Origin of the sequence: Microbacterium sp. MRS-1, assembly GCF_000585455.1 — a bacterium.
GTDB lineage: Bacteria > Actinomycetota > Actinomycetes > Actinomycetales > Microbacteriaceae > Microbacterium > Microbacterium laevaniformans.
Genome location: NZ_JAUF01000006.1, coordinates 15,324 through 41,233, shown reverse-complemented (window position 1 = coordinate 41,233; position 25,910 = coordinate 15,324). Strand labels below are relative to the sequence as shown.

Here is a 25,910-nt window from a genome sequence, read left to right as displayed (position 1 = left end):
ACCGCGATCCTAGGCACGATGCGGATCCACCCGCAGGCCGGATGACCGGTAATATCTCCGGCCCGTCCTCGGCGTTTCCCTGTCTCAGGCGGCGCCGTCGAACATGCTTGTGACCGACCCGTCCTCGAAGACCTCTTTGATCGCGCGCGCGAGCAGCGGAGCGATGGGCAGAATCGTCAGCCCCGGGAAGCGCTTCTCGTCCGCAAGGGGAATCGTGTCGGTCACGACGACTTCGTCGATCGCGGCATCCTGCAGGCGCTCGGTCGCCGGAGCGCTGAACACCGCGTGCGTGGCCGCCACGATGACCCGTTCGGCCCCGTTGGTCTTCAGCGCCTGCGCCGCCTTGACGATGGTGCCGCCGGTGTCGATCATGTCGTCGACGAGCAGGCAGACGCGACCCTCGACGTGTCCCACGATCTCGTTGACGGTCACCTGGTTGGCGACGTTCGGGTCGCGGCGTTTGTGGATGATCGCGAGAGGCGCTCCGAGCGAGTCGGACCACTGGTCGGCCACGCGCACGCGCCCGGTGTCGGGCGAGACGACGGTGAGCTTGGCACGGTCGTCGGTCGAAAGGCTGTTCTGGAAGTACTCGAGCAGCACGGGCTTGGCGAACAGGTGATCGACCGGTCCATCGAAGAACCCCTGGATCTGAGCGGCGTGCAGGTCCACGCTCATCACGCGGTCGGCACCCGCCGTCTTCAGCAGATCGGCGACGAGACGCGCGCTGATCGGCTCGCGACCGCGACCCTTCTTGTCCTGACGCGAGTACGGGTAATACGGCGCGACGACGGTGATCCGCTTCGCGGAGGCGCGCTTGGCGGCATCCAGCATGATCAGCAGCTCCATGAGCCACTCGTTCACCGGGGGGCCGAAGGACTGGATGATGAAGGCATCGCAGCCGCGGATCGACACCTCGAAGCGGGTCAGGATCTCGCCGGAGGCGAACGTACGATGCTCGGTCGGTACCAGCTCGGTGCCGAGCGCCTGGGCGACGTCATGCGACAGGGTCGGATGCGAGCTGCCGCTGGCGACGACCAGACGCTTCTTGGTCTTGGCGACGAGTCCGGGGGCGATCCCGCGCTCGACGTCCAGGTCAACCGTGTGCTTCTTGCGCGCCATGGTCCGCTTCCTGTGCAGTGCGGGAACGTGCCGCGGCCGCGGCCGCGGCCGTTCCCGGTCGGTGGTTCTCGACCCACCCCTCGACGTTGCGCTGGGGGGCAACGCTCAAGGCGAGAGCTCCGGGCGGGACGTCCTTCCGGATCACCGCACCGGCACCGGTCTTGGCGCCATCTCCGATCCTAACGGGCGCGACGAAGACGTTGTGCGAGCCGGAGTGCACCTCGTCACCGATCTCGGTGCGATGCTTGGCGATGTCGTCGTAGTTCGCGGTGATCGCGCCGGCGCCGAGGTTGACGCCGCGTCCGATCGTCGTGTCGCCGATGTAGGACAGGTGGGGAACCTTGCTGCCTGCGCCGATGGTGGAGTTCTTCGTCTCCACGAACGTTCCGATCTTGCCTCCGTCGGCCAGCACGGTACCCGGCCGCAGATAGGCGAACGGTCCGACCGAGGCGCCCGCCCCGATGACGGCGAGAGTCGCATCAGTGCGGCGGACGACGGCGTTCTCGCCCACCTCGCAGTCCTCCAGCGTCGTGTCGGGTCCGATCGTGGCGCCGGCAGCCACGGCGGTGGCGCGCAGGATGTGAGTGTTGGGCAACACCGTCACGTCGGGCGCGAGGGTCGCGGTGACATCGATCCAGGTCGTCGCCGGATCCTGAATCGTGACGCCGTCGAGTTGCCACCGGCGCACGGTGCGCGCGTTGAGCAGGCGCCCGGCCTCGGCGAGCTGCGCGCGATCGTTGACGCCGAGCGTCAGCGAGACGTCGGAGACGACGGATGCCGTGACGGCGAGCCCCGCGGTGCGGGCCAGGCCCACGACGTCGGTCAGATACTTCTCGCCCTGCGCGTTCTGGGTGCCCACACGCGCCAGCTGCGAACGCAACATCTCCGCCTGGAAGACGTAGACGCCCGCGTTGATCTCGGTGATCGCCGCTTCCGCGGCCGTGGCGTCCTTCTGCTCGACGATGCGCTCCACGCCGCCGTTGGTGGCGCGCACGACACGGCCGTAGCCGGTCGCGTCGTCGAGCACGGCCGACAGCAGTGTGATCGCAGCCCGGGACGAGCGGTGGTCTCGGATGAGGGCGCTCAGCGTCTCGGCATCGAGCAGGGGGACGTCACCGGAAAGCACCAGCACGTCGCCGTCGAAATCGGGGACGGCGTCCAGGGCGACTTCGACGGCGCGACCCGTGCCCGGGATCTCGTCCTGGTCGACCACGACGACCTCGGGCGAGATACCGGTCACCGCATCGGCGACGAGATCCCTTTCGTGCCGGACGACGACGAGAACGTGGGCGGGCGACAGGTCGCGCGCCGTGTCGAGAACGTGCCCGACGAGGGGGCGGCCCCCGATGCGGTGCAGCACCTTCGGCAGCGACGAGCGCATGCGCGTACCCTGCCCCGCGGCGAGGATCACGACGGCGAGGGATGCATCCAACCTGTTCTCTGTCATGCTCCGCCGCCAGGATTCGAACCTGAACCTCACAGCTCCAAAGGCTGTCGTGCTGCCGTTACACTACGGCGGACCGCACCCCACGAGACGGCGGGTGTGCCGCTCCAGTCTGCCAGTCCCGACCCCGGATGACCGCATCGCCGTGCTCAGGCGAGCATGAGGAAGAGCTTCTCCAGCTCGTCGGCGGTGACGCCGTCTTCCGCGGCTGCACCCTCCGGATCGGAAAGACACTCCCGCAGCGCCGTGGACACGATGGCGAAGCCGGCGCGGTCCAGCGCGCTGGAGACGGCAGCCAACTGCGTCACGACGTCGCGACAGGGCTTTCCCTCCTCAACGGCGGCGATGACCGCATCGAGCTGGCCCCGCGCACGGCGCAGACGGTTGGCGATCTTGCGCTGCGCGGCGCCGTCGTGCGCCGTCGCCGCGTCGGATGCGGACACGTTCGTCGTCACCGCCCGAACACGCGGGCGAGGAAGCCGCCGCCGGCTGCCTGCTCGTGGCCGGGGCAGCGCTGGGATGCCGGCACGTTCTTCATCACCTGGTCGACGTGCTGGCCGCAGCCGGCCCACGTCGTCTTGCCGCAGGTTCGGCAGGTCACTGCTGAGCACATGGGAGTTCTCCTGTTCGTTGTTCGTCGGTCGTGCCAGGGAGGGGAAGAGTCCGCGCGCCTCAGACGCGTGTGCGGTCGGAGACGAGCACGGCATCCGCCCGCTCACCGAGAACGGCGCGCAGCGTCAGCATGCCGCCGGACAGGGACGCCGAGTCGAACCCGGCCTGCGCGAGCACGCGGTGCGCGATCGCGGAGCGCACGCCCGACTGGCACATGACGCGCACGGGTCGCCCGGCGGCAGCCTCTCGCACCTCGTCGAGCCGGCCGCGCAGCGCGGTGTGCGGGATGGCGAGCACGCCGGGAAGGTGCCCGGTGGACAGTTCTGCGGGTGTACGCACGTCGAGGATCAGCGCGGTCTCGGCGACCGCGTCGACGTCCTGCGCGTACCAGAGGCGGAGGGCCCCGCCCCGGACGTTCTCGCCGACCATCCCCACCATGTTGACGGGGTCCTTCGCAGAGCCGTACGGCGGTGCGTAGGCCAGGTCGAGGTCGATCAGCTCATCCACCGCCCAGCCCGCACGGATGGCCGTCGCGAGCACGTCGATCCTCTTGTCGACCCCGTCGGCGCCGACGGCCTGCGCTCCCAGCAGCAACCCGTCACTCCGACGGATGTGGACGACCAGATGGATCTGCGAAGCGCCGGGAAAGTAGCCGGCGTGCTGGCCCGGATGAAGGTGCAGCGTGTCCGCGTCGATCCCGGCGGCGGCGAGCGCGGCGCGGTTCGCGCCGGTCATCGCCACCGTCTGCGCACCGACACGGACGATCGCCGTCCCGACGGGGCGCGGAAGCGGACGAGCGTGCTCCGGACGGAGAATCGCGTCGGCGACGAGCCGTCCGGCGCGGTTGGCGGGTCCGGCGAGCGCGACGGGACGCACGGCCCCGGTGACGGCGTCGACGGATGCCGTCGCATCACCGACCGCGTAGACGTCGGGCAGCGAGGTACGTCCGTGCTCGTCGATGATCATCGCCCCACGCACGCATGCGACGCCCGCGGCCTCGAAGACCGCCGTGTCGGGACGAACACCCACCGAGAGCACGACGATGTCGGCGTCCAGGCGGGTGCCGTCGTCGAGGACGACGACGTCGCCGTCCTCACCGGATTCGACCGCGGTGGCCGCGGTGCCGGCGCGCACCTCGATGCCGAGCGTCCGCAGTTCCGCGGTCACGAGGGCGGCCAGCTCGTCCTCGAGCGGGGGCAGCACGTGCGGCGCGAACTCGACGACGGTGGTGTGCAGCCCACGCTGGGCGAGCGCTTCGGCGGCCTCGATGCCGATGAAGCCCGCTCCGAGCACGACGGCACGGCGCGCACCGGCCTGGACGCGATCACGCAACGCGACCGCGTCTTCGACGCTGCGCAGCGTCCGCACCCGCGGCGAGTCCAGTCCGGTGATGGGCGGCGTCGCCGCGGCGGCGCCCGGAGCCAGCACGAGGGCGTCGTAGTGCAGGGTGTCGACACCGTCTGCGCTCATCACGGTCACGGTCTTGGCCGCGGCATCCACCGCCGTCACCTCGTGACCGGGGCGCACGTCGAGCGCGAGAGACGCTTTCAGCGAGGCCGGGGTCTGCACGAGCAGAGCGGACTCATCGGCGATCTCTCCGCCGACGTAGTAGGGCAGGCCGCAGTTCGCGAACGAGACGTGCGCGCCCCGCTCGAGGACGATGATCTCGGCCGCCTCATCGAGCCTGCGCGCACGCGCGGCACAGCTCATGCCTCCGGCCACTCCCCCGACGATCACGATGCGCATCTGTTCTCCTTCTCGAACGCGTATTCACACGATACCCCTAGGGGTATTTTGACGCAACTCCGAGCGCCGCCGTGACGATAATGGAGGCATGTCCACCGAGCACGACGAAGTCGACCGCATCGTCGGCGCGTGGGGCGCCCAGCGACCGGATCTCGACTTCTCGCCGCTGGAGGTGCTCTCGCGGGTGGATCGCCTGTCGCGTCATCTCGACCGGGCGCGACGCGAGGCGTTTCGTCGCAGCGACCTCGAACCCTGGGAGTGGGACGTGCTGTCGGCACTGCGACGGGCCGGCGAGCCCTACCAGCTCAGTCCCAAGCAGCTGCTGCAGCAGACGCTGGTCTCCAGCGGCACGATGACGAACCGCATCGATCGCCTCGTCGGACGCCGCCTGGTGCGCCGCGAGGCCGATCCCGGTGACGGACGCAGCGTTCTGGTGACGATCACCGACGAGGGCAAGACCCGCGTGGATGCCGCGATCACACGCCTCGTCGACGCCGAAGCCCTGCTGCTCAGCGTGCTGTCACGCTCCGATCGCGAGCGACTCGCGGGCCTGCTGCGAAAGCTGTCGCTGGGCTTCGACTCCTGACAGCCGGCTCAGCCGATGAGCTCGGAGAGCTCGAACCAGCGCTCCTCCAGCGCAGCGATCTCTGCCTCGAGCTCGCCGATCGCGCGCATCTTCTCGCCCAGCCCCGCATAGTCGGACTGGTCGTGGTCGGCAAGGGCGGTGCGGGCGGCATCCACCTGGGCCGTCAGTTTCTGGATGCGCCGCTCCGCCGCGGCGAGCTCCTTCTGCGCGGCGCGGAGGTCGGCGCCGGCCAGCGCCGGAGCAGTGTCGCCCTCCGAGCCGGCCACGACGGGCGCAGCCGGCTGGTCGCGCTGAACGGCGCGGAGCCTCAGGTATTCGTCGATGCCTCCCGGCAAGTGCCGTAGCCGTCCGCCCATGACCGCGTACTGCTGGTCCGTGACACGCTCGAGGAAGTAGCGATCGTGGGAGACGACCAGCAGCGTTCCGGCCCACGAGTCGAGGAGGTCCTCGATGGCAGCGAGCATGTCGGTGTCGAGGTCGTTGGTCGGCTCGTCGAGGATCAGCACGTTGGGCTGATCGAGCAGGATCAGCAGCAGCAGCAGGCGACGCTGCTGGCCACCGGACAGATCCTTCACGGGCGTCGACAGCTGCGCCGAGCTGAAGCCCATGCGCTCCAGCAGCTGGCCCGGCGTGAGCTCGGATGCCTTGGAGCCCGTTCCGATGGTGTAGCTCGTGCGCAGCCCCGAGATGACCACGCGCACCGGATCGTCCAGGTATTGGTCGAGCTCGTCCATCCGCTGCGTGAGCGTCGCGACCTTCACGGTCTTTCCGCGCTTGACCCGACCGTGGGTGGGCTCGACCGTGCCGGCGATGAGACCGAGGAGCGTGGACTTGCCGGCGCCGTTGACGCCGAGGATGCCGGTGCGCTCCCCCGGCGCGATGCGCCACTCGACGTCCTGCAGCACCAGTCGATCGCCGTAAGTCACGCCGGCGTCGAGCAGGTCGACGACGTCCTTGCCCAACCGGGACACGGCGAGCGACTGCAACTGCACCTTGTCGCGGATCTCGGGGACGTCAGCGATGAGTTCATTGGCCGCCTCGATGCGGAACCGCGGCTTGCTGGTGCGCGCCGGCGCGCCGCGGCGCAGCCACGCGAGCTCTGTGCGAGCGAGGTTCTGTCGACGCTGCTCGATCACGGCCGACTGGCGGTCGCGCTCGACGCGCTGCAGCACGTAGGCCGCGTAGCCGCCCTCGAACGGCTCGGCGATGCGGTCGTGCACCTCCCACGTCTTGGTGCAGACCTCGTCCAGGAACCATCGATCGTGGGTGACGACCAGGAGCGCACCCTGGGATGCCGACCAGCGCCGCGTGAGGTGCGCGGCGAGCCAGGCCACCGCTTCGACATCGAGGTGGTTCGTGGGCTCGTCGAGCGCCAGCACGTCCCAGTCTCCGACGAGCAGGTGCGCGAGCGCGACCCGTCGCCGCTGCCCTCCGGAGAGTCCGGCGACCGGGCCGTCCCAGTCGAGATCACCCACGAGGCCCGCGATCACGTCGCGCACCCCGGCATCCCCGGCCCAGTCGTGCTCGGCACGGTCGCCGACGACGCTCTGCGCGATGGTCAACGTGTCATCGAGCGTGTCGCCCTGGTCGAGCACGCCCACGCGCACGCCGCCGCGCACCGTCACGCGCCCGGCATCCGGCGCGAGGCGGCCGGCCAGCATGGCCATGAGGGATGACTTGCCGTCGCCGTTGCGGCCGACGATGCCGATGCGATCCCCCTCGTCGACGCCGAGAGAGACGCCGTCGAAGACGACCTTCGTGGGGAATTCCAGGTGGAGGCCCTCAGCCCCGAGCAGATGCGCCATATCCGCTCCAGGCTACGCGAGAGGTCCCGGCGCTCAGTACCAGAAGCTCAGGCGCGGCGGCACCGTGGAGGCGAACAGCCGTGCGAGCGCGGGGGCGTCGTCGGCGACCAGACGGCCCGCGCGCGCCAGCGTCACGGGCGACACGCCGCCCAGCAGCAGCGCGGACAGCGCGGCCACCCCGAGCGTGACCGTCGGCACGCCGACCGGCGGCTCGTCGACCAGCTCCACCGCGGCGGTGCCGTCGGCATCCGTCGTCAGCAGGAACACCCCGGAGGCGATGCCCAGCGGATCGGCGACGTCGAGCACGACCGTGTCGGCGACGTCGTAGGTGCGCGCCGACAGGGCGGCCGGTACATCGAGGATCCGCGTGTAGTGGTGGTCGCGCACGGTGACGGTCGCGGCCCGCTGGTCGGCGATCATCCACCACAGCGGCTCGTCGACCGACAGTTCGCCGGCGCGCACCGTGGCGATGAGGTCCATCGTCAGCAGGAAGCGCCACAGCCCCGCGTACGCCTCGTCGGTCGCCGCGACCAGCAGCAGGACATCGACAGTGGACGCCGCGAAGTCGTGCTCGTTCTCCGTGACCTTGTACAGGGCGACGCCGTCGACGTCTCCCGTTGCGGAGCGGTACTGGACCACCCGCAGCTCCTCGGCTTTCTCGACGTCGGCTCGGGTGCCGAAGAAGCGGTCCCAGTGCCCACCGGGCATGTCGATCTCACCCGGCGTCTGCGCGCGCACGCGCTCGTGCAGCGCCGCAGCGATCTCACGCCCCTGCGCGCGAGTGACGAAGTCGATGCGTCCCGGCGCGTCGGGGCCCACCCACCGCGCCCGACGGGCGTCGATCGTCCACTGCGCGGCGAGCGCGGCCGGCGCGAAGCCGAAGCGGCCGTAGATCGTCGACTCGCTCACGGTGAGGATCGCGACGGGAAGCCCGCGCTCCACGGCGGTACGCAGCTCCCCCGTCATCACCGAGCGCAGGATGCCGCGGCGGCGATGGGTGGGGTCGACGGTCACCGAGCTGATCGCACAGGCCGCAACGGTCCCTCCGGGAAGGGTCAGCTCCGCCGCCCACGAGGCGAAGGTCGCCACCGGCACGTCCGGCTGGGGCGCGGTCTCATCGAACACGCCGATCTTGCGCCGGTACGCCGTGTGCGCGAAGAACGCATCACGCTGCACGTCGTTGCGCTCACCGCCCAGGAAGCCGCGGGAGACGGCCTCCAACCAGGGGTCGGTCTCGGTGCGCAGCGCATCGTCGACCCGACGCACGACGAGCCCGCGGCCGGCGAGATCGTCTGTCATGGTGCGATCCAGCGACGCATCGTGGTGAGGGTGGCGATCGGACATGCGGTCTCCGTTCGTGAGGACGCTCTTCGGTCGGTGTCTGCCCGATGCGGCAGACGCGCAATGGTCAGGAGGTGATCACGCGCGCGCCGGGGACGGGTCCGTGCACGTGCAGCACACGCGATCCCGGCGCCGCCGAAGCGGCGAGTTCGGACGCCAGCGCCGACGCCCCGCGCTCATCGGCGGCGAGGAAGGCGACGGTCGGTCCGGACCCCGAGACGAGCCCGGCCAGCGCGCCCGCGCGATGACCTGCGCGCAGCGTCTCGGCCAGCGACGGCCGCAGCGAGAGGGCGGCGTCCTGCAGGTCGTTGCGCACGGCCACGGCGAGTGCGGCGGGATCGCCCGCACGCAGCGCCTGCATCACGACAGGGTCGGCGGCGGGTACACCGTGGGCGGGCGCGATGTCGGGCAGCTCTCTCAACCGGTCCAGTTCCCGGTACACGGCGGGGGTCGACAGTCCGTCCTCACTCGTCACGAGCACCCAGTCGAAGCGGCCCCGTGCCAGCGCCGGAGCGAGCTCGTCGCCGCACCCCGTGCCGATGGCCGTCCCCCCGAGCACCGCGAACGGCACGTCCGCGCCCAGGGGCGCCGCGAGTTCTTGCAGTTCGAGAGTCGTGAGAGCTCCGCCGAGCAGCTCGTTGACGGCCACGAGAGCCGCCGCGGCATCCGCCGAGCCGCCGCCCATGCCGCCGGCGACGGGTACGCCCTTGTGGATGTCGAGGTGGATGCCGCCGCGCCACCCCAGCCGCTCCGCGACGCGCCGCGCGGCGCGCACGGCGAGATTGGACTCGTCGAGCGGCACACCAGACACGTCCAGATCGCCGGTCACCGTGAGCGTGAAGTCGTCCGCGACCCGCGCCCACACGTCTTCGTACGCGGACACCGCCTGATACACCGAGGCCACGTCGTGGTAGCCGTCGGGCTGGACGTCACCGACGTCGAAGGCGATGTTGATCTTGCCGGGCGCACGCACGTGCACCCGGCGACCGGCCGCCGCAGCGGTCGTCACGAAGCGTCCGCCCACACCTCGCCGATACCGGCGGAGATGACGTCGATGCGCTCGAGCTCTTCCGCGTCGAAGGCGGGACCGTGCACGGCCGCGAGGTTCTCGTCGAGCTGCTGCGGGCGCGAAGCGCCGATGAGCGCCGAAGCCACCACGCCGTCGCGCAGCACCCACTGCAGCGCGAGCTGCGCGAGGCTCTGTCCGCGCTCACGGGCGATCACGTTCAGCGCGCGCAGGCCCTCCAGCGCCGTATCGGTCAGACGGCGCCCGGGCAGCGACGAGCGCTCCTGCGACCGGGTCGAGGTGCCGTCGCCGAGATAGCGATCGGTGAGCAGGCCCTGCGCGAGCGGCACGAAGGCGATCGCCCCCATCCCCTCCTCCCGGAGCACGCCGGTCAAGCCGTCTTCGATCCATCGCCCGAGGATCGAGTAGGACGGCTGATGGATGATCAGCGGTGTGCCGAGCTCACGCGCCACCGCAGCCGCCTTCGCCGTCTGCTCGGGCTCGTACGACGAGATGCCGACGTAGAGCGCCTTGCCCTGACGCACGAGAGTGTCCAGCGCCGCGACCGTCTCCTCGATCGGGGTGACCGGATCGAAGCGGTGTGAGTAGAAGATGTCGACGTAGTCGAGCGACATGCGCGTCAGCGACTGCTCGGCGCTGGCGAGCAGGTACTTGCGCGAACCCCACTGGCCGTAGGGCCCGTCCCACATGTCGTACCCGGCCTTCGACGAGATGATCAGCTCGTCCCGGTAGGGCCGGAAGTCCTCTCGCATCATGCGCCCGAAGTTCGTCTCGGCGCTGCCGTAGGGCGGACCGTAGTTGTTCGCGAGATCGAAATGGGTGATGCCGCGGTCGAAGGCGTGGCGCAGCAGCGCGCGCTGGTTGTCGAAGGGCACGTTGTCGCCGAAGTTCCACCACAGCCCCAGCGAGATCGCCGGCAGATACAGCCCGCTCGAGCCCACCTGACGAAACGTGGAGGCGGAGTAGCGGTCGGATGCCGCGGCGTACGGACGGTGCAGGTCGCCGCCGCGCGAGGCGGGGAAACGCTCGGAGGTGTCGGTCACCCGTCCAGGCTATCGACCGCGACCGCTCACCGGGCCTGTCGCTCCCGAAACGCGCGGGAAACGCCGGCAACGTACGCTGAGGCTCTCCGACGATGAAGGGCGGTCCGCGTAATGGCAGCACTGGAGGCACTCTCGCCGCACCCGCATCCCTGGTCGAGCCTGCTCGCCCGCGACGACCTGCGCTGGGTGGACGGCATCCTCCACGTCGTCCACGACGACCTCACGCCCGAGATGGCGCGCATCGCGGACATCGGACTGGTCGCCGACGCCCTGGTCGCCGCCGGCATCGATCCGCTGCTCGCCCAAGACGACCACGGCGCCGTGGTGATCGTGGTCGATGCCGCGGAGGGACGCGCGGCCCTGCGCGCCCTCGCCGCCGCCGGAGCGCAAGAGCCGCTGTACGCGAAGACGCCGGGCGGTCCCGCCCGCCTCGCCGTCGATCTACCCCTCCCCGACGCCGACGCCGTGTGGGCTCTGCGGCTGTTTCGCCCGCGGATCACGCAGAGCGGATCACTGCGCTACGGCAGCGCGCAGGGGGTGCGTCTGGAGACGTGGCGGACGGCCAGCGAGCTGGTCCACACGCCACGACCGAACGCGCTCACGCGGCGGGTCTTCCCGGCATCCGACCTCGTTCCCACGACGGTCTGGCGCTACGGCAGGTCGTGGCGCACCGTGGTGGGCATGTTCGACGCACGCCCCCACCAGGTCAGCGTCGACATCGACATGGTCTTCTCCTGGGTCGACGGATCGGCCAGCGAGTTCCAGCGACAGCGCGCCGCGCAGCAAGAGGAGTACGTCGTCGGCAAGGGCGACGACGGGCCCGCCCGCTACCGTCACGTCGACGAGCTGCGGTATGCGCTGCGCAGCGTCCACATGTACGCACCCTGGGTGCGACGCATCTTCATCGCCACCGACTCGCCGCATCCCGCCTGGCTGGCGGAGCACCCGCGGGTGACGGTCGTGCGCAGCGAGGAGTTCTTCGCCGACCCGTCCGTACTCCCCACGCACAACTCCCACGCCGTCGAGGCGCAACTGCACCGCATCGACGGGCTGGCCGAGCACTTCCTCTACTCGAACGACGACATGTTCTTCGGCCGCCCCGTGACGGCGGAGATGTTCTTCACCGCGGGCGGTCTCACCAAGTTCGTCGAGTGCGACGTCCGCATCGGGGCCGGCCCCACACGCACGGAACGATCCGGCCACGACAACGCGCTGCGCGTCAATCGAGAGCTCCTGCGGGAGCGCTTCGGGCGGGTGATCCTGCGCGACCTCGAGCACTGCGCGGCCCCGATGCGGCGAAGCGTGGCCGCGGAGGTGGAGCGCGAGTTCGCCGACGACATCGCGCGCACGGCGGCATCCCGCTTCCGCAGCGCGACCGACGTCTCGGTGACCAACAGCCTCTATCACTACTACGCACTGATGACCGGACGCGCGATCGCGACGAACGAGCCGCGCGTGCAGTACGTGCAGACCACGATGGCCTCGTCACTGAAGAAGATGCGCCGTTTGGAGCAACGCCGCGACGCCGACATGTTCTGCCTGAACGACGGCGGCGAGACGGAGGTGCCGGAGGAGCTGCGCGTGCGGATGCTCCGCGAGACGCTCGAGCGGATGTTCCCGGTGCGTGCCCCGTGGGAGACGCCGGTCAGTGCAGCACGGACACCGGGCGTGTCGGCGGCGCCGACGGCCGCTGCACGCCGACGCCGGTGATCCCCGCGTCCGCGAGGAGTCGCTGAGCCGCCTCGGGGTCGGTGTACTCCATGACGCGCGATACGTCGACCGGGACCACGGAGTGGACGACGGTGTCGTCGTACACGTGGACGAGGTTGTAGGACTGCGCGCCGTCCTGCGGACGGGTGCCGCCGACCGGCACGGTGAGATCCTGCGCGTAGCAGGTCGATGAGGCGACCGAGACGGGGATGCCGGCAAACGTCGCGAACGTCGAGTAGTGAAGATGCCCGGCGATGATCGCGCGGACGTCGGTGCCGCGCACCACACGGGCGAGCCGCGCCTGATCGCGCAGCTCCACGCTCGCCGCGAGCGCGAGCACGCTCGGCACGGGCGGGTGATGCATGGCGAGGATCGTGCCCAGCGGCGCGGGCGTGACGAGCACGGTGGCGAGCCAGGCCAGCTGCGCGTCGCTGATCTCGCCGTAGTGATGCCCCGGCACGGAGGTGTCCAGCGTGACGATGCGCAGGCCGTCGAACTCGTCGACGCGATCGACGGGGCGAAGGTCCGCATCCTCGTCGTCCCAGAGCTCGCTGCGGAACGCGGCGCGATCGTCGTGGTTTCCCATCACCCACACCACCGGCGCCTCGAGGCGTGCGGCCACGGGTTCCACCATCGCGCGCAGCGTGGCATAGGCGGCACGTTCGCCGAGGTCGACGAGGTCACCCGTCACCACGATCGCGTCGGGACGCACGCCCGACGCTTCGATTCCGGACAACGCACGAGCGAGGTGTTCTTCCCCCGAGACGCGGTCCCAGATGCGCGAGCCGGCGGCGCGCAGATGGGTGTCGCTGAGATGGAGCAGGACCCGTTCGGGAGCAGGATGCTCGGCCATACGCATGGGCGCAATGTTACAAGCATGTTTCGTGACCGCGCGGTGAACAGGACGCGACATGTCGCCGACCGACGGTCAGCGGGTCACGGCGAGGCGCGGCGCGCGCACCGGCGCTTACCGAAGCGTGCGGGCGATCGCGACGAAGTCCGCGATCGTGAGCTGCTCGCCACGCGCCGTCGGGTCGACGCCTGCAGCCTCCAACACCGCCGACGCGGTGCTCGACGATCCGCCGAGCACCGGTGCCAGCGCCTGCCGCAGCATCTTGCGGCGCTGCTGGAATGCGGCATCCACCACCTGGAACGTCGCGCGACGAAGCGCCTCGTCGCCGCGCGGCTCGAGGTCGCGACGGAACCCGACGAGCACGCTGTCGACGTTGGGCACCGGCCAGAAGACCTGCCGAGAGACGGTGCCGGCCAGCCGCCACGGGCCGTACCAGGCGGCCTTGACGCTGGGCGCTCCGTAGACCTTGGATCCCGGCGGAGCGGCGAGCCGCTCCCCCACCTCCGCCTGCACCATCACGACACCGCGCTCAAGGCCCGGAAAGGTCTCCATGAAGTGCAGCAGCACCGGCACGCTGACGTTGTACGGCAGGTTGGCGACGAGCACGTTCGGATCACCCGGAAGCGCGGTGACGCGAAGGGCGTCGGCATCCACGACCGTCAGCGCACCGGCGGCGACGCCGTGCGACGCGGCCGTGGCCGGCAGACGCTCGGCGAGGCGATGATCGATCTCCACGGCGGTGACCGCAGCGCCGGTCTCCAGAATCGCGAGTGTGAGAGAGCCCAGCCCGGGGCCCACCTCGACGACCCGGTCGGCGGCCGTCACTTCCGCCACGTGCACGATCTTTCGCACGGTGTTGGCGTCGACGACGAAGTTCTGACCGAGCTTCTTCGTCGGCGTCACGTCGAGGTCGGCGGCGAGCGCGCGGATCTCGGCGGCTCCGAGCAGGGTCACGGGCATGCGCTCCAGCCTATCCGGCGGGGCCGCCGGCTCGAGGGACGCCGCGATCGCCCCCTACGGGATCCAGTAGCCGACGGCGCAGAGCAGACGCGTCTCGTCGTCGGCATCGGCCGGTGCCTCGATAGCGGGAGGGAACACGCCCCACTGGCGCCACTCGTCCGCGAACGCCACGACGTGTTCCTCGAGATCGGCGATCAGCTCGGGTGACAGGTGGAACGGGATGCCGAGATGCTTCGCGATCTGCCACGCCTGGAATGCCCGATACGTGGCCAGGTGCGCGAACCCTTCGGCGGCCGAATAGTCGCCGTAGCTGAACCGGAACGTGTCGGCGTAGCCGCCGGCGCGCACGGCGGCGGTCGCGGCATCGTTGCGCGCGTCGTAGGCGCCGATCGGATCGTCGCCCAGCAGATCGACGCCGCGCAGGTCGTCGCCGTCGGCCGCCGCACGTCCGCGCAGGACGTCGGGAACCCACGCCTCGTCGTACGTGTGCGCCTGCAGGATGTCACGGAACGTGGGGTTCGCCGTGGAGGTCCACTCGGCGGGTGCCGACCGGGTGAGATCGGCCGGACCGATCCGGTCGATCACGTCGCGCAGGGCCGCGTCGGAACGCAGAAACAGCTCGTCGGTGTTCATGCCCCGACGCTAGCCCGGGCCACCGACATCGCTGCGCGCACGACGCCGGCATTCACCTGGCGCGCGCACCGGGAACGCGCGCGGCGTTCTCGGCGCACGCGCCAACCGAAGCGCGCGATCAGGCGGATGCCGCGGCGCGGGCGGCCGCGGGCAGGGCGTCGACGATCTGCGCCACCGCGGCATCGTCGTGCGCGGCGGTGAGGAACCACGCCTCGAACGCCGACGGCGGCAGCGAGACGCCGGCGTCCAGCATCGCGTGGAAGAAGCGGCCGTAGGCGGCCGTGTCCTGACGCTGCGCCGTCGCGTAGTCCGACACACCGCCGACCACCTCGGCGCCGAAGAAGACGCTGAACAGGGTTCCCGCCCGCTGCAGCACGTGGGGCACCCCGGCCGCAGTCAGCGCCGCCGTCGCCGCGTCGGCGACCGCGTCGGCCGCCGCTGCCAGCCGGGCGTACGCGGAGGCATCGGCCAGACGAAGCGTCGCGAGCCCCGCGGCGACCGCGACGGGGTTTCCGCTCAGCGTGCCGGCCTGGTACACCGGCCCCAGCGGGGCGAGCATGTCCATGACGTCGGCGCGGCCGCCCACCGCGGCGACCGGCAGCCCGCCGCCGATGACCTTGCCGAAGGTGACGAGGTCGGGGACGACCGTCTCACCCGCATCCGCGAGCACCTGGGCGTAGCCGCCCGGGGCGGCGCGGAACCCGGTGAGCACCTCGTCGCTGATCAGCAGGGCGCCCTCGCGGCGGCAGAGCTCGGCGACGAACGTGGAGAACCCGGATGCCGGGGCGACAACGCCCATGTTCGCCGCCGCCGCCTCGGTGATCACGGCGGCGATGCGGCCGGAGTGGGCGGCGAAGACCTCCTCCAGCGCGGCACGGTCGTTGTACGGGACGACCAACGTCTGCGCCGCGACGGCCTCCGGCACGCCGGCAGAGCCCGGCAATGCGAAGGTCGCCAGCCCCGACCCGGCGGCGGCCAGCAGACCGTCGGAGTGACCGTGGTAGTGGCCCGCGAACTTGACGAGGAGGTCGCGGCCGGTGGCGCCGCGCGCCAGGCGGATGGCGGTCATGGTCGCCTCGGTGCCCGTGGACACCAGCCGCGCCTTCTGCACGGCCGGCACCCGTCGCACGATCTCCTCCACGAGCTCCGCCTCGGCCGGGGTCGGCGCTCCGAACGACAGTCCGCGCGCGGCGGCGGCCTGGACGGCGGCGACGACCTCCGGATGGGCGTGGCCGAGCAGCGCCGGGCCCCAGCTGGCGACGAGGTCGACGTAGCGGCGGCCCTCGGCATCCGTCACATACGCGCCCGCGGCCTCGACGAGGAAGCGCGGCGTGCCGCCGACGGAGCCGTACGCGCGCACGGGCGAATCCACGCCACCGGGGATGACCGCGCGGGCACGGCTGAACAGGGCGTCGTTGGTGTCGGTCATGCGAGTGCGCGTCCCTCTCGGAGCCAGCCGGCGACCTCGATCGCCCAATACGTCAGAATCGCCTCGGCGCCGGCGCGGCGGATGCCGAGGATGCTCTCCCCGATCGCACGCTCACGGTCGATGACACCGGCGGCGGCGGCGTGCTCGATCATCGCGTACTCCCCCGACACCTGGTAGGCCCAGACCGGCACGGACGACACGGCGGCGACCTCGGCGAGCACATCGAGATACGGGCCCGCGGGCTTGACCATGACGATGTCGGCGCCCTCGTCGATGTCGGCGAGGGCCTCCTGCACGCCCTCGCGGCCGTTGGCGGCGTCGAGCTGGTAGGTGCGACGGTCGCCGGTGAGGGTCGACTCGACGGCGTCGCGGAACGGACCGTAGAACGCCGAGGCGTACTTGGCGGAGTAGGCGAGGATCACGACGTCGCTGCGCCCCGCGGCATCCAGCGCCGCACGGCACGCGGCGACCTGGCCGTCCATCATGCCCGACAGGCCGAGGATGTCGGCGCCGGCCTCGGCCTGGGCGAGCGCCATCCGCGCGTACACCTCGAGGGTCGCGTCGTTGTCGACCGATCCGTCGGCGGCGAGCACGCCGCAGTGGCCGTGGTCGGTGAACTCGTCGAGGCAGAGGTCCGCCTGCACCGTCAGTCGCCCCTTCGCCGCCGCGGCCGCCACGGCGATCGCGCGATTGAGGATGCCGTCGGGATCGGTCGCGCCGCTGCCGACGGCGTCGCGCACGGCGGGAACACCGAACAGCATGATGCCGCCGATGCCGGCCTCCGCGGCCACATCGACCACGGCCGCGAGCTGGGCGAGGGGGTATTGGTGAACCCTGGGCATGCTCGCAATCGGCTGCGCCTCGGCGATGTCCTCCTTCACGAACACCGGCAGGACGAGCCGGCGCGGGCTCAGGTCGGTCTCGGCGACGAGGCGTCGCAGGGCCGGGCTCCGGCGCAGGCGGCGCAGGCGGCGGACGGGGAACGCGGTCATCGGGTGACCTCCTGGAGTCGGGGAAGGGTGTCGAGCTCGGCGATGAGTGCGTCGATGCTCTGTGTACGCGCGGTGTGACCGACGACGAAGCCGAGGCGCTCCGCGTCGCGGGTGGTGCCCGGACCGATCGAGGCGACGAGGGTGGATGCCGGCAGCGCTCCGACCTGTCGGCGCAGCTCGCGTCCGACGCTCAGCGAGGTCAGCAGCACGATCGCGAAGCGGCCGGCGGCGAGATCGGCCGCCACGTCGGGGGCGAGATCGATGCCGACCGTGCGGTAGCCGATGCACACGTCGACGGCGAAGCCGCGCAGCTCCAGCTCGTCGCTGACGACAGCTCCGGCGAGGTCGGAGCGCACCACGAGGCAGCGCCCGGTCGAGGTCGCCGTGTGCGCCGCGCACCACTGCGCGATCATCGCGTGGGCCGACGAGCGCCCCAGCGGGATGAAGTCGACGTTCGCCCCCAGCTCGGTGACGGCGCGCGCCGTGGCCTGACCGACCGCCGCGATTCGCAGCGACGTCGGCACCGTGCGTTCACTCGCCGACAGGAACACGGCGATCTGCTCGACACTGGCGGCGCTCGTCACGAACAGCCACTCGTAATCGCCGTCGGCAAGCCGCCGGAAGGCGGCGTCGCGCGCGGTGGTGTCGCGCGGCGGGGCGGTGCGGATGAGCGGCGCGATCACGGGGTGGGCGCCACGACGCGAGAGCTCGCCGGCCACGCGCTCGCCCCATGCGCCGCCGCGCGGTACGAGGACGCGGGCGCCGGCGAGGGCCGTCACCGGGGCTCTCCCTCGGGGCGTGGACCGAGGTCGGCGAGGTCGGCGGCCCCGGCCTCCATCAAGGCGGCGACGACGACGGCCGCGGCCGCGTCGCGTCCGTCCGCCGTCGTGAGGTCGGCAGGGTCCGCGGAGTGCGCGACGCGGACGGTGCGCGCACCGTCGAGGGCGTACACCTCGGCGACCAGCGTGACGGCGCCCGGCGCACGCCGGGCCGAGATGCCGACCGGCGCGGCGCACCCGGCCTCCAGCAGCCGCAGCACGGCGCGCTCCCAGAGCGCGGTGATCTCGGCATCCGTATCCGTGATCGCGGCGATCTGCGCGGCGACCGGGGAATCCGTGCGCACCTCGACCGCGAGCGCGCCCTGGCCGGCGGAGGTGGGCCAGCCGTCGGCGTCGAAGCGGTCGGTGATCCGGTCGCTGCGTCCGATCCGGGTCAGCCCCGCCTCGGCCAGCACGATGGCGTCATACTCCCCCTCGTCGACCTTGCGCAGTCGGGTATCGACGTTGCCGCGGATGCCGCGCACCCGCAGATCGGGCCGGCGCCGCAGCAGCTGGGCGACCCGCCGGGGTGATCCGCTGCCGACCACGGCGCCGTGCGGCAGCGCCTCGAGCGTGAGGCCTCCGCGCGCGCACAGCACATCCGCCACAGGGGCCCGCGGCGGAACGGCACCGATCGCGAGGCCCGCGACGTCGGCCGTGGGAAGGTCCTTCATCGAGTGCACCACGAGGTCGCACTCGTCGCGCAGCAACGCCTCACGCAGCGCCGCGACGAACACGCCGGTACCACCCAGCTGCGCGAGGGGTCCGGTGAGCACGTCGCCCGCCGTCGTGATCGGCACCAGCTCCACCTCGCGGCCGGTCGCCGCCCGCAGGGCGTCGGCGACGTGGCCGGACTGCGTGGTGGCCAGCAGACTCGCTCGGGTTCCGAGTCGCAGCGGCGCGGGTGCGGCGGCGTCGGTCACCGTCACGGCGCGATCCCCGCGAGTGCCGGCTGGAAGCCGAGTCGCTTGTTCTCGCAGCATCCGGGACGGCACACGTCGTACCAGGGTCCGAGGTCCGTCTCGTGCGCGCGGTCGGCCGCGGCGGTGCCGTTCAGCCGCTCGACCATGAGGTCGACCAGTCCCGCGACGTACGCCGGGTGCGTCCCCGGAGTCGGGGTGCGGATCGCCGTGAGCCCCAGCTCGTCGGCCGTCTCCATCGCCTCGGTGTCGAGGTCCCAGAGCACCTCCATGTGGTCGCTGACGAAGCCGAGCGGCACGATGAGCACGGCCTTGCGACCACGGGCGGGCAGCTCGGCCATCGCGTCGTTGATGTCGGGCTCGAGCCACGGCACCTGCGGCGGGCCCGAACGGCTCTGGAAGACGAGCTGCCAGGCACACGACGAGCCCAGCCGCGACATGATCGCCTCGGCCACGGCCGTGTGCTGCGCGACGTAGGCGCCGCCGGCGCCGAATCCGCGCTCGGGCGGGCCGGAACGGTCGGCGTCACTGTTGGGGATCGAGTGGGTAGAGAAGAGGATCTCGATCTCGTCGTCGGCGAAGCCCTGGCCATGGAGGGCCTCGAGTCCCTCGGCGACGCCCTCCGCGAAGGGGGTGACGAAGCCCGGGTGGTCGAAGAACTGGCGCACCTTGTCGATCTCGACGGCACCGCTCAGGCCGGTGGCCTCGACGGCGTCGGCGAGATCTTCGCGGTACTGGCGGCACGACGAGTACGAGCTGTACGCGCTGGTCGCGATCGCGAGCAGGCGGCGGTGGCCGGCGTCATGGGCGTCCTGCAGGGCGTCGGCGATGTAGGGCGTCCAGTTGCGGTTGCCCCAGTACACCGGCAGCTCCAGGCCGCGCGCCGCGAGCTCGGCATCCAGCGCCGCCTTCAGCTCACGGTTGTGCTGGTTGATCGGCGACACCCCGCCGAAGTGACGGTAGTGATGGGCGACCTCCTCGAGGCGCTCGTCCGGGATGCCGCGGCCCGCCGTGACGTTGCGCAGGAACGGGATCACGTCCTCCTGACCCTCGGGTCCGCCGAACCCCAGCAGCAGCACGCCGTCGTAGGCGACGGGGACGGTGACGTGCGGATCGCCGGCGCACGTCGCCGCCGTGGCGGCCGGCACGCGGCATCCGTCGCCGCAAACGGGAGCGGCGCTCGCACGGGGAGGCTTGGGACGGAACTCGGCGGCCCGGGGGGCGATGTTCTCGGCCATCAGCTCAGCACCTCCGCCAGCTCGTCGAGCTCGAGCCGGCGGCCCGTGTAGAAGGGCACCTCTTCGCGCACGTGACGGCGCGCATCGGTCGCGCGCAGGTCGCGCATCATGTCGACGAGGTGGATCGGGTCGTCGCTCTCCAGCGGCAGCAGCCACTCGTAGTCGCTGAGTCCGAAGGTCGAGACGGTGTTGGCGACGACCTCCGTGAAGCGCGCACCCTTGCGGCCGTGCTCGGCGAGCATGCCGGCGCGCTCCTGCTCGGGCAGCAGGTACCACTCGTAGCTGCGCACGAACGGGTACAGGCACAGCCAGCCGCGCGCGCTCTCCCCGCGCAGGTAGCCGGGCACGTGACGCTTGTTGAACTCGGCCTCGCGGTGCACCCCCATCGCGGTCCAGACGGCCGTGTACGCCTGCAGCACGCCGGTGCGGCGCAGTGCCCGCAGCGCCTTCTGGAGCACGGCGGGGTCGTCGAGCTCACCCGGCGTCGTGTGCAGCCAGATCATGAGATCGGCTTCGCCGCGCATGCCGGTGACGTCGTACAGGCCGCGCACGCTGACGCCGCCGGCTGTGACCGCGTCGACGGCGGCGGACAGCTCGGCGATCGCGGCGGCGTCGGGCGCCACCCGCGGACGGGGTCCGGCCAGGACGGCGAAGAGGGTGTATCCGAGCGGGATCTGTTCGGTCATGCGGTGCTCCTAGGAAACCGGGTGGGTGTGGAGGGAGGAGGACGGGAGGGATGCCGCGAGCGCGCTGTCGAGACGAGCGGCGAGGTCGCGGGCGTGCGGGATGACGGAGGCGAGGCCGGTACCGGCGGCGGCGGCCCCGGCCAGGTGGATGCCCGCGGGCAGGTCGTCGGGCGCGGCGGCGCCGACGACGGCATCCGTCCACTCCTGCACGACCAGGTCGACGACATCGGCCGCGGCCACGTCGACGCCGGTGAGGATCGAGACCTCGCGGGCGACCTCGTCGGCCGTGGCCAGCGTACCGGCGGCGGCGTCGCGAGCGGAGAGCCGCACGAGGTGGATGCCGTCTGGCGTCGCGGCGCGCGCCCAGTCCCACTTGGCGGTGATGTGCGTGAGGGCCTTGGCCGCCGTCGGCAGCGCGGCATCGACGATCACGCCCGAGCCGACGGGTTCGGCGGCGAGGGCGGGGTGGGCGATGGCCGCCGCGACGAGGCGGACCGCCGCCGCCGTCGGCGCGGATGCGCGTTTCGACTCGTCGCTGCGCTCCTCGCTCAACGACCGGGGGGCGCTCCCGGTCGTTGAGCGAGCGGAGCGCGTCGAAACGCCCGCACCCGCCAGAAGGCGCGCCGCCTCCGCGGGGCCCGTCGCGATCACGACGTGACGCGCCGACAGAGATCCGCTCGTCGTCTCGACGGTGACCGTCTCGACATCCGAGCGCACAGCACGCACCGCGACCCCGGTGCGGATCTTCGCACCGTGGGCCTCCGCGGCCTCAGCGAGCGCCGTCGGAAGGCGCCACATGCCCCCTGCGATGCCGCCGACGGCGGCGCCGGCGCGCTGCCCGGTCGCGATCGCGTCCGCGGCCTCGAGAAGCGAGCCGCGGGAAACGAACTCGCGCCACAGACCGGGGTGCAGCTGCGACAAGCGGGCCTCGGCGGCGGGTCGCGAGTAGACGCTCCGGCAGAGCGTGTCGACAAGCCGATCGGCGACGCGGACACCGAGACGTTCGGCGACCAGGTCGTACAGCGACGGCTCGGCGTCGGCGATGGTGGGCACCCGTCGCTCATCGCGCGCGCGGGCGGCGCCGTCGGCGCCGATGATCGCGACGACGTCGTCGGCATCGGGATCGGCGGGGATGCCGAGAACGGTCCGCCGCGGCAGGCGAGCGCGGCGCACGCCGTCATCCGTCGCGACGGCGAGCCAGGCTCCCTGGGGGCGCGGCGCGACCAGCTCGAGCGGGAGCCCGGCATCCGCGACGAGAGCGGCCACCGCATCGGTACGCGTCGCGAACGACTCCGCGCCGAGATCGATGTCGACCCCCGCGAGCGTGCCGCGGCGCAGCAGCCCGCCCACCTCTTCCGCCGCGTCGACCACGACCACGTCACGTCCGGCACGCGCCAGCTCGTGTGCCACGACGAGCCCGCCCATACCGGCGCCGACGACGACGACATCGGCGCCGGTCGCGGCTGCCGGCGCGCTCGTACGAGAGGTGGTCACCGCGCGGACTCCGCGGGTGCGCGCCAGTCGTGAACGGTGCGCACCAGGTCGGTGAGCACGGTGGGGTCGGTGTTCATCGGCACACCGTGGCCGAGGTTGAAGACATGTGCTCGCGCCGCCAGCCCCGAGGCGAGGGCGGCGTGGGCCGCCCGGCGACGCACATCCTCGGGGGCGAACAGCAGCGCGGGATCGAGGTTGCCCTGCACCGTGAGATCGCGGCCGATGCGGGTCACGGCGTCATCGAGGTCGACGCGATAGTCGACGCCGATCGCATCGACGCCGATCGACGCCATGTCGGCGAGGATCTCGCCGGTGCCGACGCCGAAGTGGATCAGGGGCACATCGAGACCTTCGCCGCGCAGCGCGCGAACGGGCTCCAGGGCGGCCGCGGATGCCGGCAGCACGGCGCGCCGGTAGTCGGCGGAAGCGAGCGCTCCGGCCCACGAGTCGAACAGCTGCGCGGCGCTCGCGCCGGCACGCACCTGCAGGGCGAGGAAGCGCCCGGTCCCCCCCGCGAGCCAGGCCGTGAGGTCGGCCCAGGCCGCGGGGTCGGAGTGGATGAGGCTGCGGGCGCCGAGGTGGTCTTTCGACGGGCCGCCTTCCACGAGATAGGCGGCGAGGGTGAACGGGGCGCCGGCGAAACCGATGAGCGGCAGCGGCTCGCCGCGCTGCTCGCCCTCCTCCGCCAGCATGGCGACCGTGCGCTGGACGGCCTCGACGACCGCCTCGCCGCGCTCCTCCACGAGTGCCGGATCGATCCGCACGAGCGCGGCGATCTCGCCGGCGGTGCGCACGGGGTTGCGGAAGACCGGGCCGCGGCCGGCGGCGATCTCGACCTCCACCCCGACGAGGTGGAGCGGAACGATGATGTCGCTGAAGAACACCGCGGCATCCACTCCGTGCCGGCGCACCGGCTGCATCGTGATCTCGCTGGCCAGCTCCGGGCTCAGACAGGCGTCGAGCATCGTCCCGGTGGCACGCAGCGCCCGGTACTCGGGAAGCGAGCGCCCGGCCTGCCGCATGAACCAGACGGGGGTGATCTCCGGACGATCGCCGCGGAGGGCGCGGACCAGCCGTGAGGCGGAGGTGCCGTGCGCGGTCAGGGGATGAGCGGCGGCGGTGGCAGAGGCGATGATGATGCTCCCGTGGGACGGACTCGAGTGGGCGTTAATCGTTATACTAACCTCGTTCCCTTCCGTTCGACTCACGACTGGACCCGCGTGCTCGTCTGCCTCTCCGCCCATCAGCGCACCACGCCTCTCGAAGCGCTGGAGCGGCTATCGGTGGTCGGGGACACCGTCGCAACCGACCTGACGGCGGCGCACGAGAGCATTCGCGGAGCCGTGGTCCTGGCCACCTGCAATCGCTTCGAGGCCTATTTCGATCTGGCCGACAATCCCGACGACGCCTCGCCCCTGCCGGCGATGGATGCCGCGATGGAGCGCCTCGCAGAGCTGTCGGCGCTGCCCTTCCGCGACGTCCGCGAGACCGTCGAGTTCGCGCACGGCAACCACGTGGCGCGCCATCTGTTCTCGGTCGCGTCGGGGCTCGATTCCGTCGCCGTCGGCGAGGACGAGATCGCCGGGCAGGTGCGGCGCGCGCTCGATGCCGCACGCCGGGAAGGCGTGACCACCGCTCCCCTCGAGCACCTGTTCCAGCGCGCCACGGAGACGTCCCGCGCGGTCAAGAACTCGACAAAGCTCGGCGAGTCGGGGCGCTCCCTGGTCCGCCTTGCGGTCGAGCTCGCCGGCTCGCGCCTCGGGTCGTGGGAGGAGGCGCGGGTCCTCCTCGTCGGCACCGGGCGCTACGCCGCGGCATCCCTGGCGGCGCTGCGCGACGTCGGCGCCGTCGACATCCGCGTGCACTCGCGATCGGGGCGCGACCGCTTCGCGAAGCGCGAGCACCTGACGACCGTTTCGGCCGACGCGTTCGCCGCCGAGGCCGCCCGCGCGGACGTCATCGTCACCTGCACGACGACCACCGACACCTTCGCCCTCGATCTCGAGAGCCACGGTGCGGCCCGTGCTGCGGTGTCGACGCCGCAGCTGATCATCGACCTCGGGATGCCGCGCAACGTGGATCCGGGGCTGCGCTCGCTCCCCGACATCGAACTGCTCGACCTCGACACCATCCGCGTCCACGCGCCGATCGACGAGTTCGCGACCATCGGCGAGGCCCGCCTCATCGTGCAGACCGCCGCGCAGCGTCATGCGATGGCGCGCCGCGTGCACGAGGTGGCCCCCGCGGTCGTCCAGATGCGCGCGCATGTGCACGCCGTGCTCGACCGCGAGATCGAACGCGCACGTTCCCGCGGCGCGGGAGCCGAGACCGAAGCCGCTCTCCGCCACTTCTCCGGTGCGCTGCTGCACGGTCTGATCTCGCAGGGCCACACCCTCGCCGCCGCAGGTTCGGGTTCGCAGTGGACGAGTGCGGTGGACATCGTCTTTCCGCCCGCCGACGGCGACGAGGACGGCGACCGCGGATGACGCGCGTCACGCTCCGCGACGTCGCCGCGCGGGCGGGAGTGTCGACGGCGGCGATCAGCCAAGCCCTGAACGGTCGCGGCAACCTCAGCGCGGAGACGCGCGAGCGCATCAAGGCGGTCGCTGCTGAGCTCGGCTACGCCCCGAACAAGCATGCGAGCGCACTGCGCAGCGGCCGCACGATGTCGATCGGCTTCGTGATGGCGGCCAACTCGCTGCAGGACGGTCGGCGGGCGCTGCAGCGGGCACGCCAGCTCGACGCGCTGGTGCAGGCCGGAGCCGAGCGCGGATTCACCGTGACCGTGCTGCCCGACAGCCGTCCCGACCTGCTGGCGGGCGCCCAGATCGACGCGCTCTACTTTCCGGATCCGGCCGACGATCGCACGATCCTGCGCGACGCGGTGGCCGCCGGCATCCCCGTCGCGGCGAACGACCTCACCGTCCCCGGCGGCGTGCTGACGATCCGCACCGGTTACGCCGCGGCGGTCCGGGCCGGACTCGCGCACCTCGCGGAGGCCGGAGCGCAGCGCATCGGCTTCCTCGTCGACGAGAGCGAGGTGCCGCGCGACCAGCTCGGCGAGAGCGCCTACCTCGCCTGGAGCGCCGTGAACGGCCGCACGCCGCTCGTGGCGCGGGTGGATGCCGGGCGCCGGCGGCTCGTGCCCGCCCTGCACGAGCTGCTGGACACCGACGTCGACGCCGTCTTCGCCTACTGCGAGGAAGGGCCCGAGATCTATCTGCATCTCGAGCAGATCGATACCGTCATGCCGCGCGATCTGCAACTGCTGGTGCTGTGCACGATCGACTGCGAGATGAACGCCCGCCTGGGAATCACCCACCTGTGCCTGCACCCGGAGAAAGCCCCCGAGGTGATGTTCGCCGCGCTCGATGCCGGCGAGGCGCCGCGCGCGATCGAGCTGCCCTACGAGCTGGTACGCGGCTCGACCACCCGCTGAGCCCACCCGCCCCGC

24 protein-coding genes and 1 tRNA gene are annotated in these 25,910 nt (G+C 71.7%); 4 read left to right on the top strand and 21 right to left on the bottom strand.

The window, feature by feature from the left end; translation table 11 throughout:
- Positions 1-84: 84 nt before the first annotated feature.
- The 6 genes from AS96_RS01180 to AS96_RS01160 all read right to left on the bottom strand — a co-directional run bounded on the left by AS96_RS01180 (position 85) and on the right by AS96_RS01160 (position 4,921).
- Positions 85-1,119, bottom strand: a complete 1,035-nt coding sequence (locus AS96_RS01180; RefSeq protein WP_036284745.1) for a ribose-phosphate diphosphokinase — start codon at positions 1,117-1,119, stop codon at positions 85-87.
- Entirely contained in the window at positions 1,094-2,566 is a 1,473-nt protein-coding gene (gene glmU / locus AS96_RS01175; protein ID WP_016464642.1) for a bifunctional UDP-N-acetylglucosamine diphosphorylase/glucosamine-1-phosphate N-acetyltransferase GlmU, read from the bottom strand. Before glmU ends, AS96_RS01180 begins: the two co-directional genes overlap by 26 nt.
- Position 2,567: 1 nt before the next feature.
- Positions 2,568-2,639 (bottom strand) — tRNA-Gln (locus AS96_RS01170).
- A gap of 73 nt (positions 2,640-2,712) precedes the next feature.
- Positions 2,713-3,018: a metal-sensitive transcriptional regulator gene (locus AS96_RS01165; protein ID WP_016464641.1), complete on the bottom strand. Its 306-nt coding sequence runs from the start codon at positions 3,016-3,018 to the stop codon at positions 2,713-2,715.
- Positions 3,015-3,176, bottom strand: a complete 162-nt coding sequence (locus tag AS96_RS15400) for a hypothetical protein (RefSeq protein ID WP_005052456.1) — start codon at positions 3,174-3,176, stop codon at positions 3,015-3,017. The genes AS96_RS01165 and AS96_RS15400 overlap by 4 nt, the downstream gene beginning before the upstream one ends.
- 59 nt (positions 3,177-3,235) lie before the next feature.
- Entirely contained in the window at positions 3,236-4,921 is a 1,686-nt protein-coding gene (locus AS96_RS01160; protein ID WP_036284743.1) for an FAD-dependent oxidoreductase, read from the bottom strand.
- A gap of 88 nt (positions 4,922-5,009) precedes the next feature.
- Here AS96_RS01160 and AS96_RS01155 point away from each other — a divergent pair, with 88 nt between their 5' ends.
- The gene (locus AS96_RS01155) at positions 5,010-5,507 is read left to right on the top strand and encodes a MarR family winged helix-turn-helix transcriptional regulator (RefSeq protein WP_016464639.1); all 498 of its coding nucleotides are present in this window, start codon (positions 5,010-5,012) and stop codon (positions 5,505-5,507) included.
- An 8-nt stretch (positions 5,508-5,515) separates the two neighbouring features.
- Here AS96_RS01155 and AS96_RS01150 read toward each other — a convergent pair whose 3' ends face one another.
- From AS96_RS01150 to AS96_RS01135, 4 genes are all read right to left on the bottom strand, one after another.
- Positions 5,516-7,312 (bottom strand): ABC-F family ATP-binding cassette domain-containing protein, encoded by a 1,797-nt coding sequence (locus AS96_RS01150; protein WP_036284735.1) that lies wholly within the window; start codon positions 7,310-7,312, stop codon positions 5,516-5,518.
- Between the two features lie 33 nt (positions 7,313-7,345).
- Positions 7,346-8,611, bottom strand: coding sequence for a GNAT family N-acetyltransferase (locus AS96_RS01145; protein WP_231477031.1), 1,266 nt, complete (start codon positions 8,609-8,611; stop codon positions 7,346-7,348).
- A gap of 109 nt (positions 8,612-8,720) precedes the next feature.
- Entirely contained in the window at positions 8,721-9,662 is a 942-nt protein-coding gene (locus tag AS96_RS01140; RefSeq protein ID WP_036284876.1) for a 4-(cytidine 5'-diphospho)-2-C-methyl-D-erythritol kinase, read from the bottom strand.
- Entirely contained in the window at positions 9,659-10,723 is a 1,065-nt protein-coding gene (locus tag AS96_RS01135; protein WP_036284731.1) for an aldo/keto reductase, read from the bottom strand. The genes AS96_RS01140 and AS96_RS01135 overlap by 4 nt, the downstream gene beginning before the upstream one ends.
- A 111-nt stretch (positions 10,724-10,834) precedes the next feature.
- Here AS96_RS01135 and AS96_RS01130 point away from each other — a divergent pair, with 111 nt between their 5' ends.
- On the top strand, positions 10,835-12,433 hold the full coding sequence (locus AS96_RS01130; protein WP_036284729.1) for a stealth conserved region 3 domain-containing protein: 1,599 nt from the start codon (positions 10,835-10,837) through the stop codon (positions 12,431-12,433).
- Here AS96_RS01130 and AS96_RS01125 read toward each other — a convergent pair.
- The 11 genes from AS96_RS01125 to hemE form a co-directional block, all read right to left on the bottom strand.
- Complete coding sequence (locus AS96_RS01125; RefSeq protein ID WP_036284726.1) at positions 12,369-13,292, bottom strand: phosphodiesterase; 924 nt, start codon at positions 13,290-13,292, stop codon at positions 12,369-12,371. The two genes, AS96_RS01130 and AS96_RS01125, sit on opposite strands and share 65 nt — an antisense overlap.
- A gap of 108 nt (positions 13,293-13,400) precedes the next feature.
- Positions 13,401-14,246 carry a 16S rRNA (adenine(1518)-N(6)/adenine(1519)-N(6))-dimethyltransferase RsmA gene (gene rsmA / locus AS96_RS01120; protein WP_036284724.1) on the bottom strand — a complete coding sequence of 282 codons (846 nt, stop codon included), beginning with the start codon at positions 14,244-14,246 and terminating at the stop codon, positions 13,401-13,403.
- A gap of 54 nt (positions 14,247-14,300) precedes the next feature.
- Entirely contained in the window at positions 14,301-14,879 is a 579-nt protein-coding gene (locus AS96_RS01115) for a hypothetical protein (protein ID WP_036284722.1), read from the bottom strand.
- 118 nt (positions 14,880-14,997) lie between these two features.
- Positions 14,998-16,308 (bottom strand): glutamate-1-semialdehyde 2,1-aminomutase, encoded by a 1,311-nt coding sequence (gene hemL / locus AS96_RS01110; RefSeq protein WP_036284719.1) that lies wholly within the window; start codon positions 16,306-16,308, stop codon positions 14,998-15,000.
- Positions 16,305-17,300 (bottom strand): porphobilinogen synthase, encoded by a 996-nt coding sequence (gene hemB / locus AS96_RS01105; RefSeq protein WP_036284716.1) that lies wholly within the window; start codon positions 17,298-17,300, stop codon positions 16,305-16,307. Before hemB ends, hemL begins: the two co-directional genes overlap by 4 nt.
- A complete protein-coding gene (locus AS96_RS01100) occupies positions 17,297-18,079 on the bottom strand; it encodes a uroporphyrinogen-III synthase (protein WP_036284713.1) in 783 nt (260 codons plus the stop codon). The genes hemB and AS96_RS01100 overlap by 4 nt, the downstream gene beginning before the upstream one ends.
- Entirely contained in the window at positions 18,076-19,047 is a 972-nt protein-coding gene (gene hemC, locus AS96_RS01095; RefSeq protein WP_036284710.1) for a hydroxymethylbilane synthase, read from the bottom strand. Before hemC ends, AS96_RS01100 begins: the two co-directional genes overlap by 4 nt.
- On the bottom strand, positions 19,044-20,276 hold the full coding sequence (locus AS96_RS01090; RefSeq protein WP_036284706.1) for a ferrochelatase: 1,233 nt from the start codon (positions 20,274-20,276) through the stop codon (positions 19,044-19,046). The genes hemC and AS96_RS01090 overlap by 4 nt, the downstream gene beginning before the upstream one ends.
- A complete protein-coding gene (gene hemQ / locus AS96_RS01085; RefSeq protein ID WP_036284703.1) occupies positions 20,276-20,962 on the bottom strand; it encodes a hydrogen peroxide-dependent heme synthase in 687 nt (228 codons plus the stop codon). The genes AS96_RS01090 and hemQ overlap by 1 nt, the downstream gene beginning before the upstream one ends.
- A gap of 9 nt (positions 20,963-20,971) precedes the next feature.
- On the bottom strand, positions 20,972-22,456 hold the full coding sequence (locus AS96_RS01080; protein ID WP_036284700.1) for an FAD-dependent oxidoreductase: 1,485 nt from the start codon (positions 22,454-22,456) through the stop codon (positions 20,972-20,974).
- Complete coding sequence (gene hemE / locus AS96_RS01075; RefSeq protein WP_442921698.1) at positions 22,453-23,664, bottom strand: uroporphyrinogen decarboxylase; 1,212 nt, start codon at positions 23,662-23,664, stop codon at positions 22,453-22,455. Before hemE ends, AS96_RS01080 begins: the two co-directional genes overlap by 4 nt.
- Positions 23,665-23,676: 12 nt before the next feature.
- Here hemE and AS96_RS01070 point away from each other — a divergent pair, with 12 nt between their 5' ends.
- Positions 23,677-24,942, top strand: coding sequence for a glutamyl-tRNA reductase (locus AS96_RS01070; protein WP_051498710.1), 1,266 nt, complete (start codon positions 23,677-23,679; stop codon positions 24,940-24,942).
- Positions 24,939-25,895, top strand: a complete 957-nt coding sequence (locus tag AS96_RS01065; RefSeq protein WP_036284694.1) for a LacI family DNA-binding transcriptional regulator — start codon at positions 24,939-24,941, stop codon at positions 25,893-25,895. Before AS96_RS01070 ends, AS96_RS01065 begins: the two co-directional genes overlap by 4 nt.
- Positions 25,896-25,910 lie beyond the last annotated feature (15 nt).

Excerpts from the sequence above, each read along its gene's own strand:
- AS96_RS01180 (WP_036284745.1), bottom strand. The coding sequence starts at position 1,119 with ATGGCGCGCAAGAAGCACACGGTTGACCTGGACGTCGAGCGCGGGATC.
- glmU (WP_016464642.1), bottom strand. The coding sequence starts at position 2,566 with ATGACAGAGAACAGGTTGGATGCATCCCTCGCCGTCGTGATCCTCGCC.
- AS96_RS15400 (WP_005052456.1), bottom strand. The coding sequence starts at position 3,176 with ATGTGCTCAGCAGTGACCTGCCGAACCTGCGGCAAGACGACGTGGGCC.
- AS96_RS01160 (WP_036284743.1), bottom strand. The coding sequence starts at position 4,921 with ATGCGCATCGTGATCGTCGGGGGAGTGGCCGGAGGCATGAGCTGTGCC.
- AS96_RS01155 (WP_016464639.1), top strand. The coding sequence starts at position 5,010 with ATGTCCACCGAGCACGACGAAGTCGACCGCATCGTCGGCGCGTGGGGC.
- AS96_RS01150 (WP_036284735.1), bottom strand. The coding sequence starts at position 7,312 with ATGGCGCATCTGCTCGGGGCTGAGGGCCTCCACCTGGAATTCCCCACG.
- AS96_RS01145 (WP_231477031.1), bottom strand. The coding sequence starts at position 8,611 with ATGACAGACGATCTCGCCGGCCGCGGGCTCGTCGTGCGTCGGGTCGAC.
- AS96_RS01130 (WP_036284729.1), top strand. The coding sequence starts at position 10,835 with ATGGCAGCACTGGAGGCACTCTCGCCGCACCCGCATCCCTGGTCGAGC.
- AS96_RS01125 (WP_036284726.1), bottom strand. The coding sequence starts at position 13,292 with ATGCGTATGGCCGAGCATCCTGCTCCCGAACGGGTCCTGCTCCATCTC.
- rsmA (WP_036284724.1), bottom strand. The coding sequence starts at position 14,246 with ATGCCCGTGACCCTGCTCGGAGCCGCCGAGATCCGCGCGCTCGCCGCC.
- AS96_RS01115 (WP_036284722.1), bottom strand. The coding sequence starts at position 14,879 with ATGAACACCGACGAGCTGTTTCTGCGTTCCGACGCGGCCCTGCGCGAC.
- hemL (WP_036284719.1), bottom strand. The coding sequence starts at position 16,308 with ATGACCGACACCAACGACGCCCTGTTCAGCCGTGCCCGCGCGGTCATC.
- hemB (WP_036284716.1), bottom strand. The coding sequence starts at position 17,300 with ATGACCGCGTTCCCCGTCCGCCGCCTGCGCCGCCTGCGCCGGAGCCCG.
- AS96_RS01090 (WP_036284706.1), bottom strand. The coding sequence starts at position 20,276 with ATGGCCGAGAACATCGCCCCCCGGGCCGCCGAGTTCCGTCCCAAGCCT.
- hemQ (WP_036284703.1), bottom strand. The coding sequence starts at position 20,962 with ATGACCGAACAGATCCCGCTCGGATACACCCTCTTCGCCGTCCTGGCC.
- AS96_RS01065 (WP_036284694.1), top strand. The coding sequence starts at position 24,939 with ATGACGCGCGTCACGCTCCGCGACGTCGCCGCGCGGGCGGGAGTGTCG.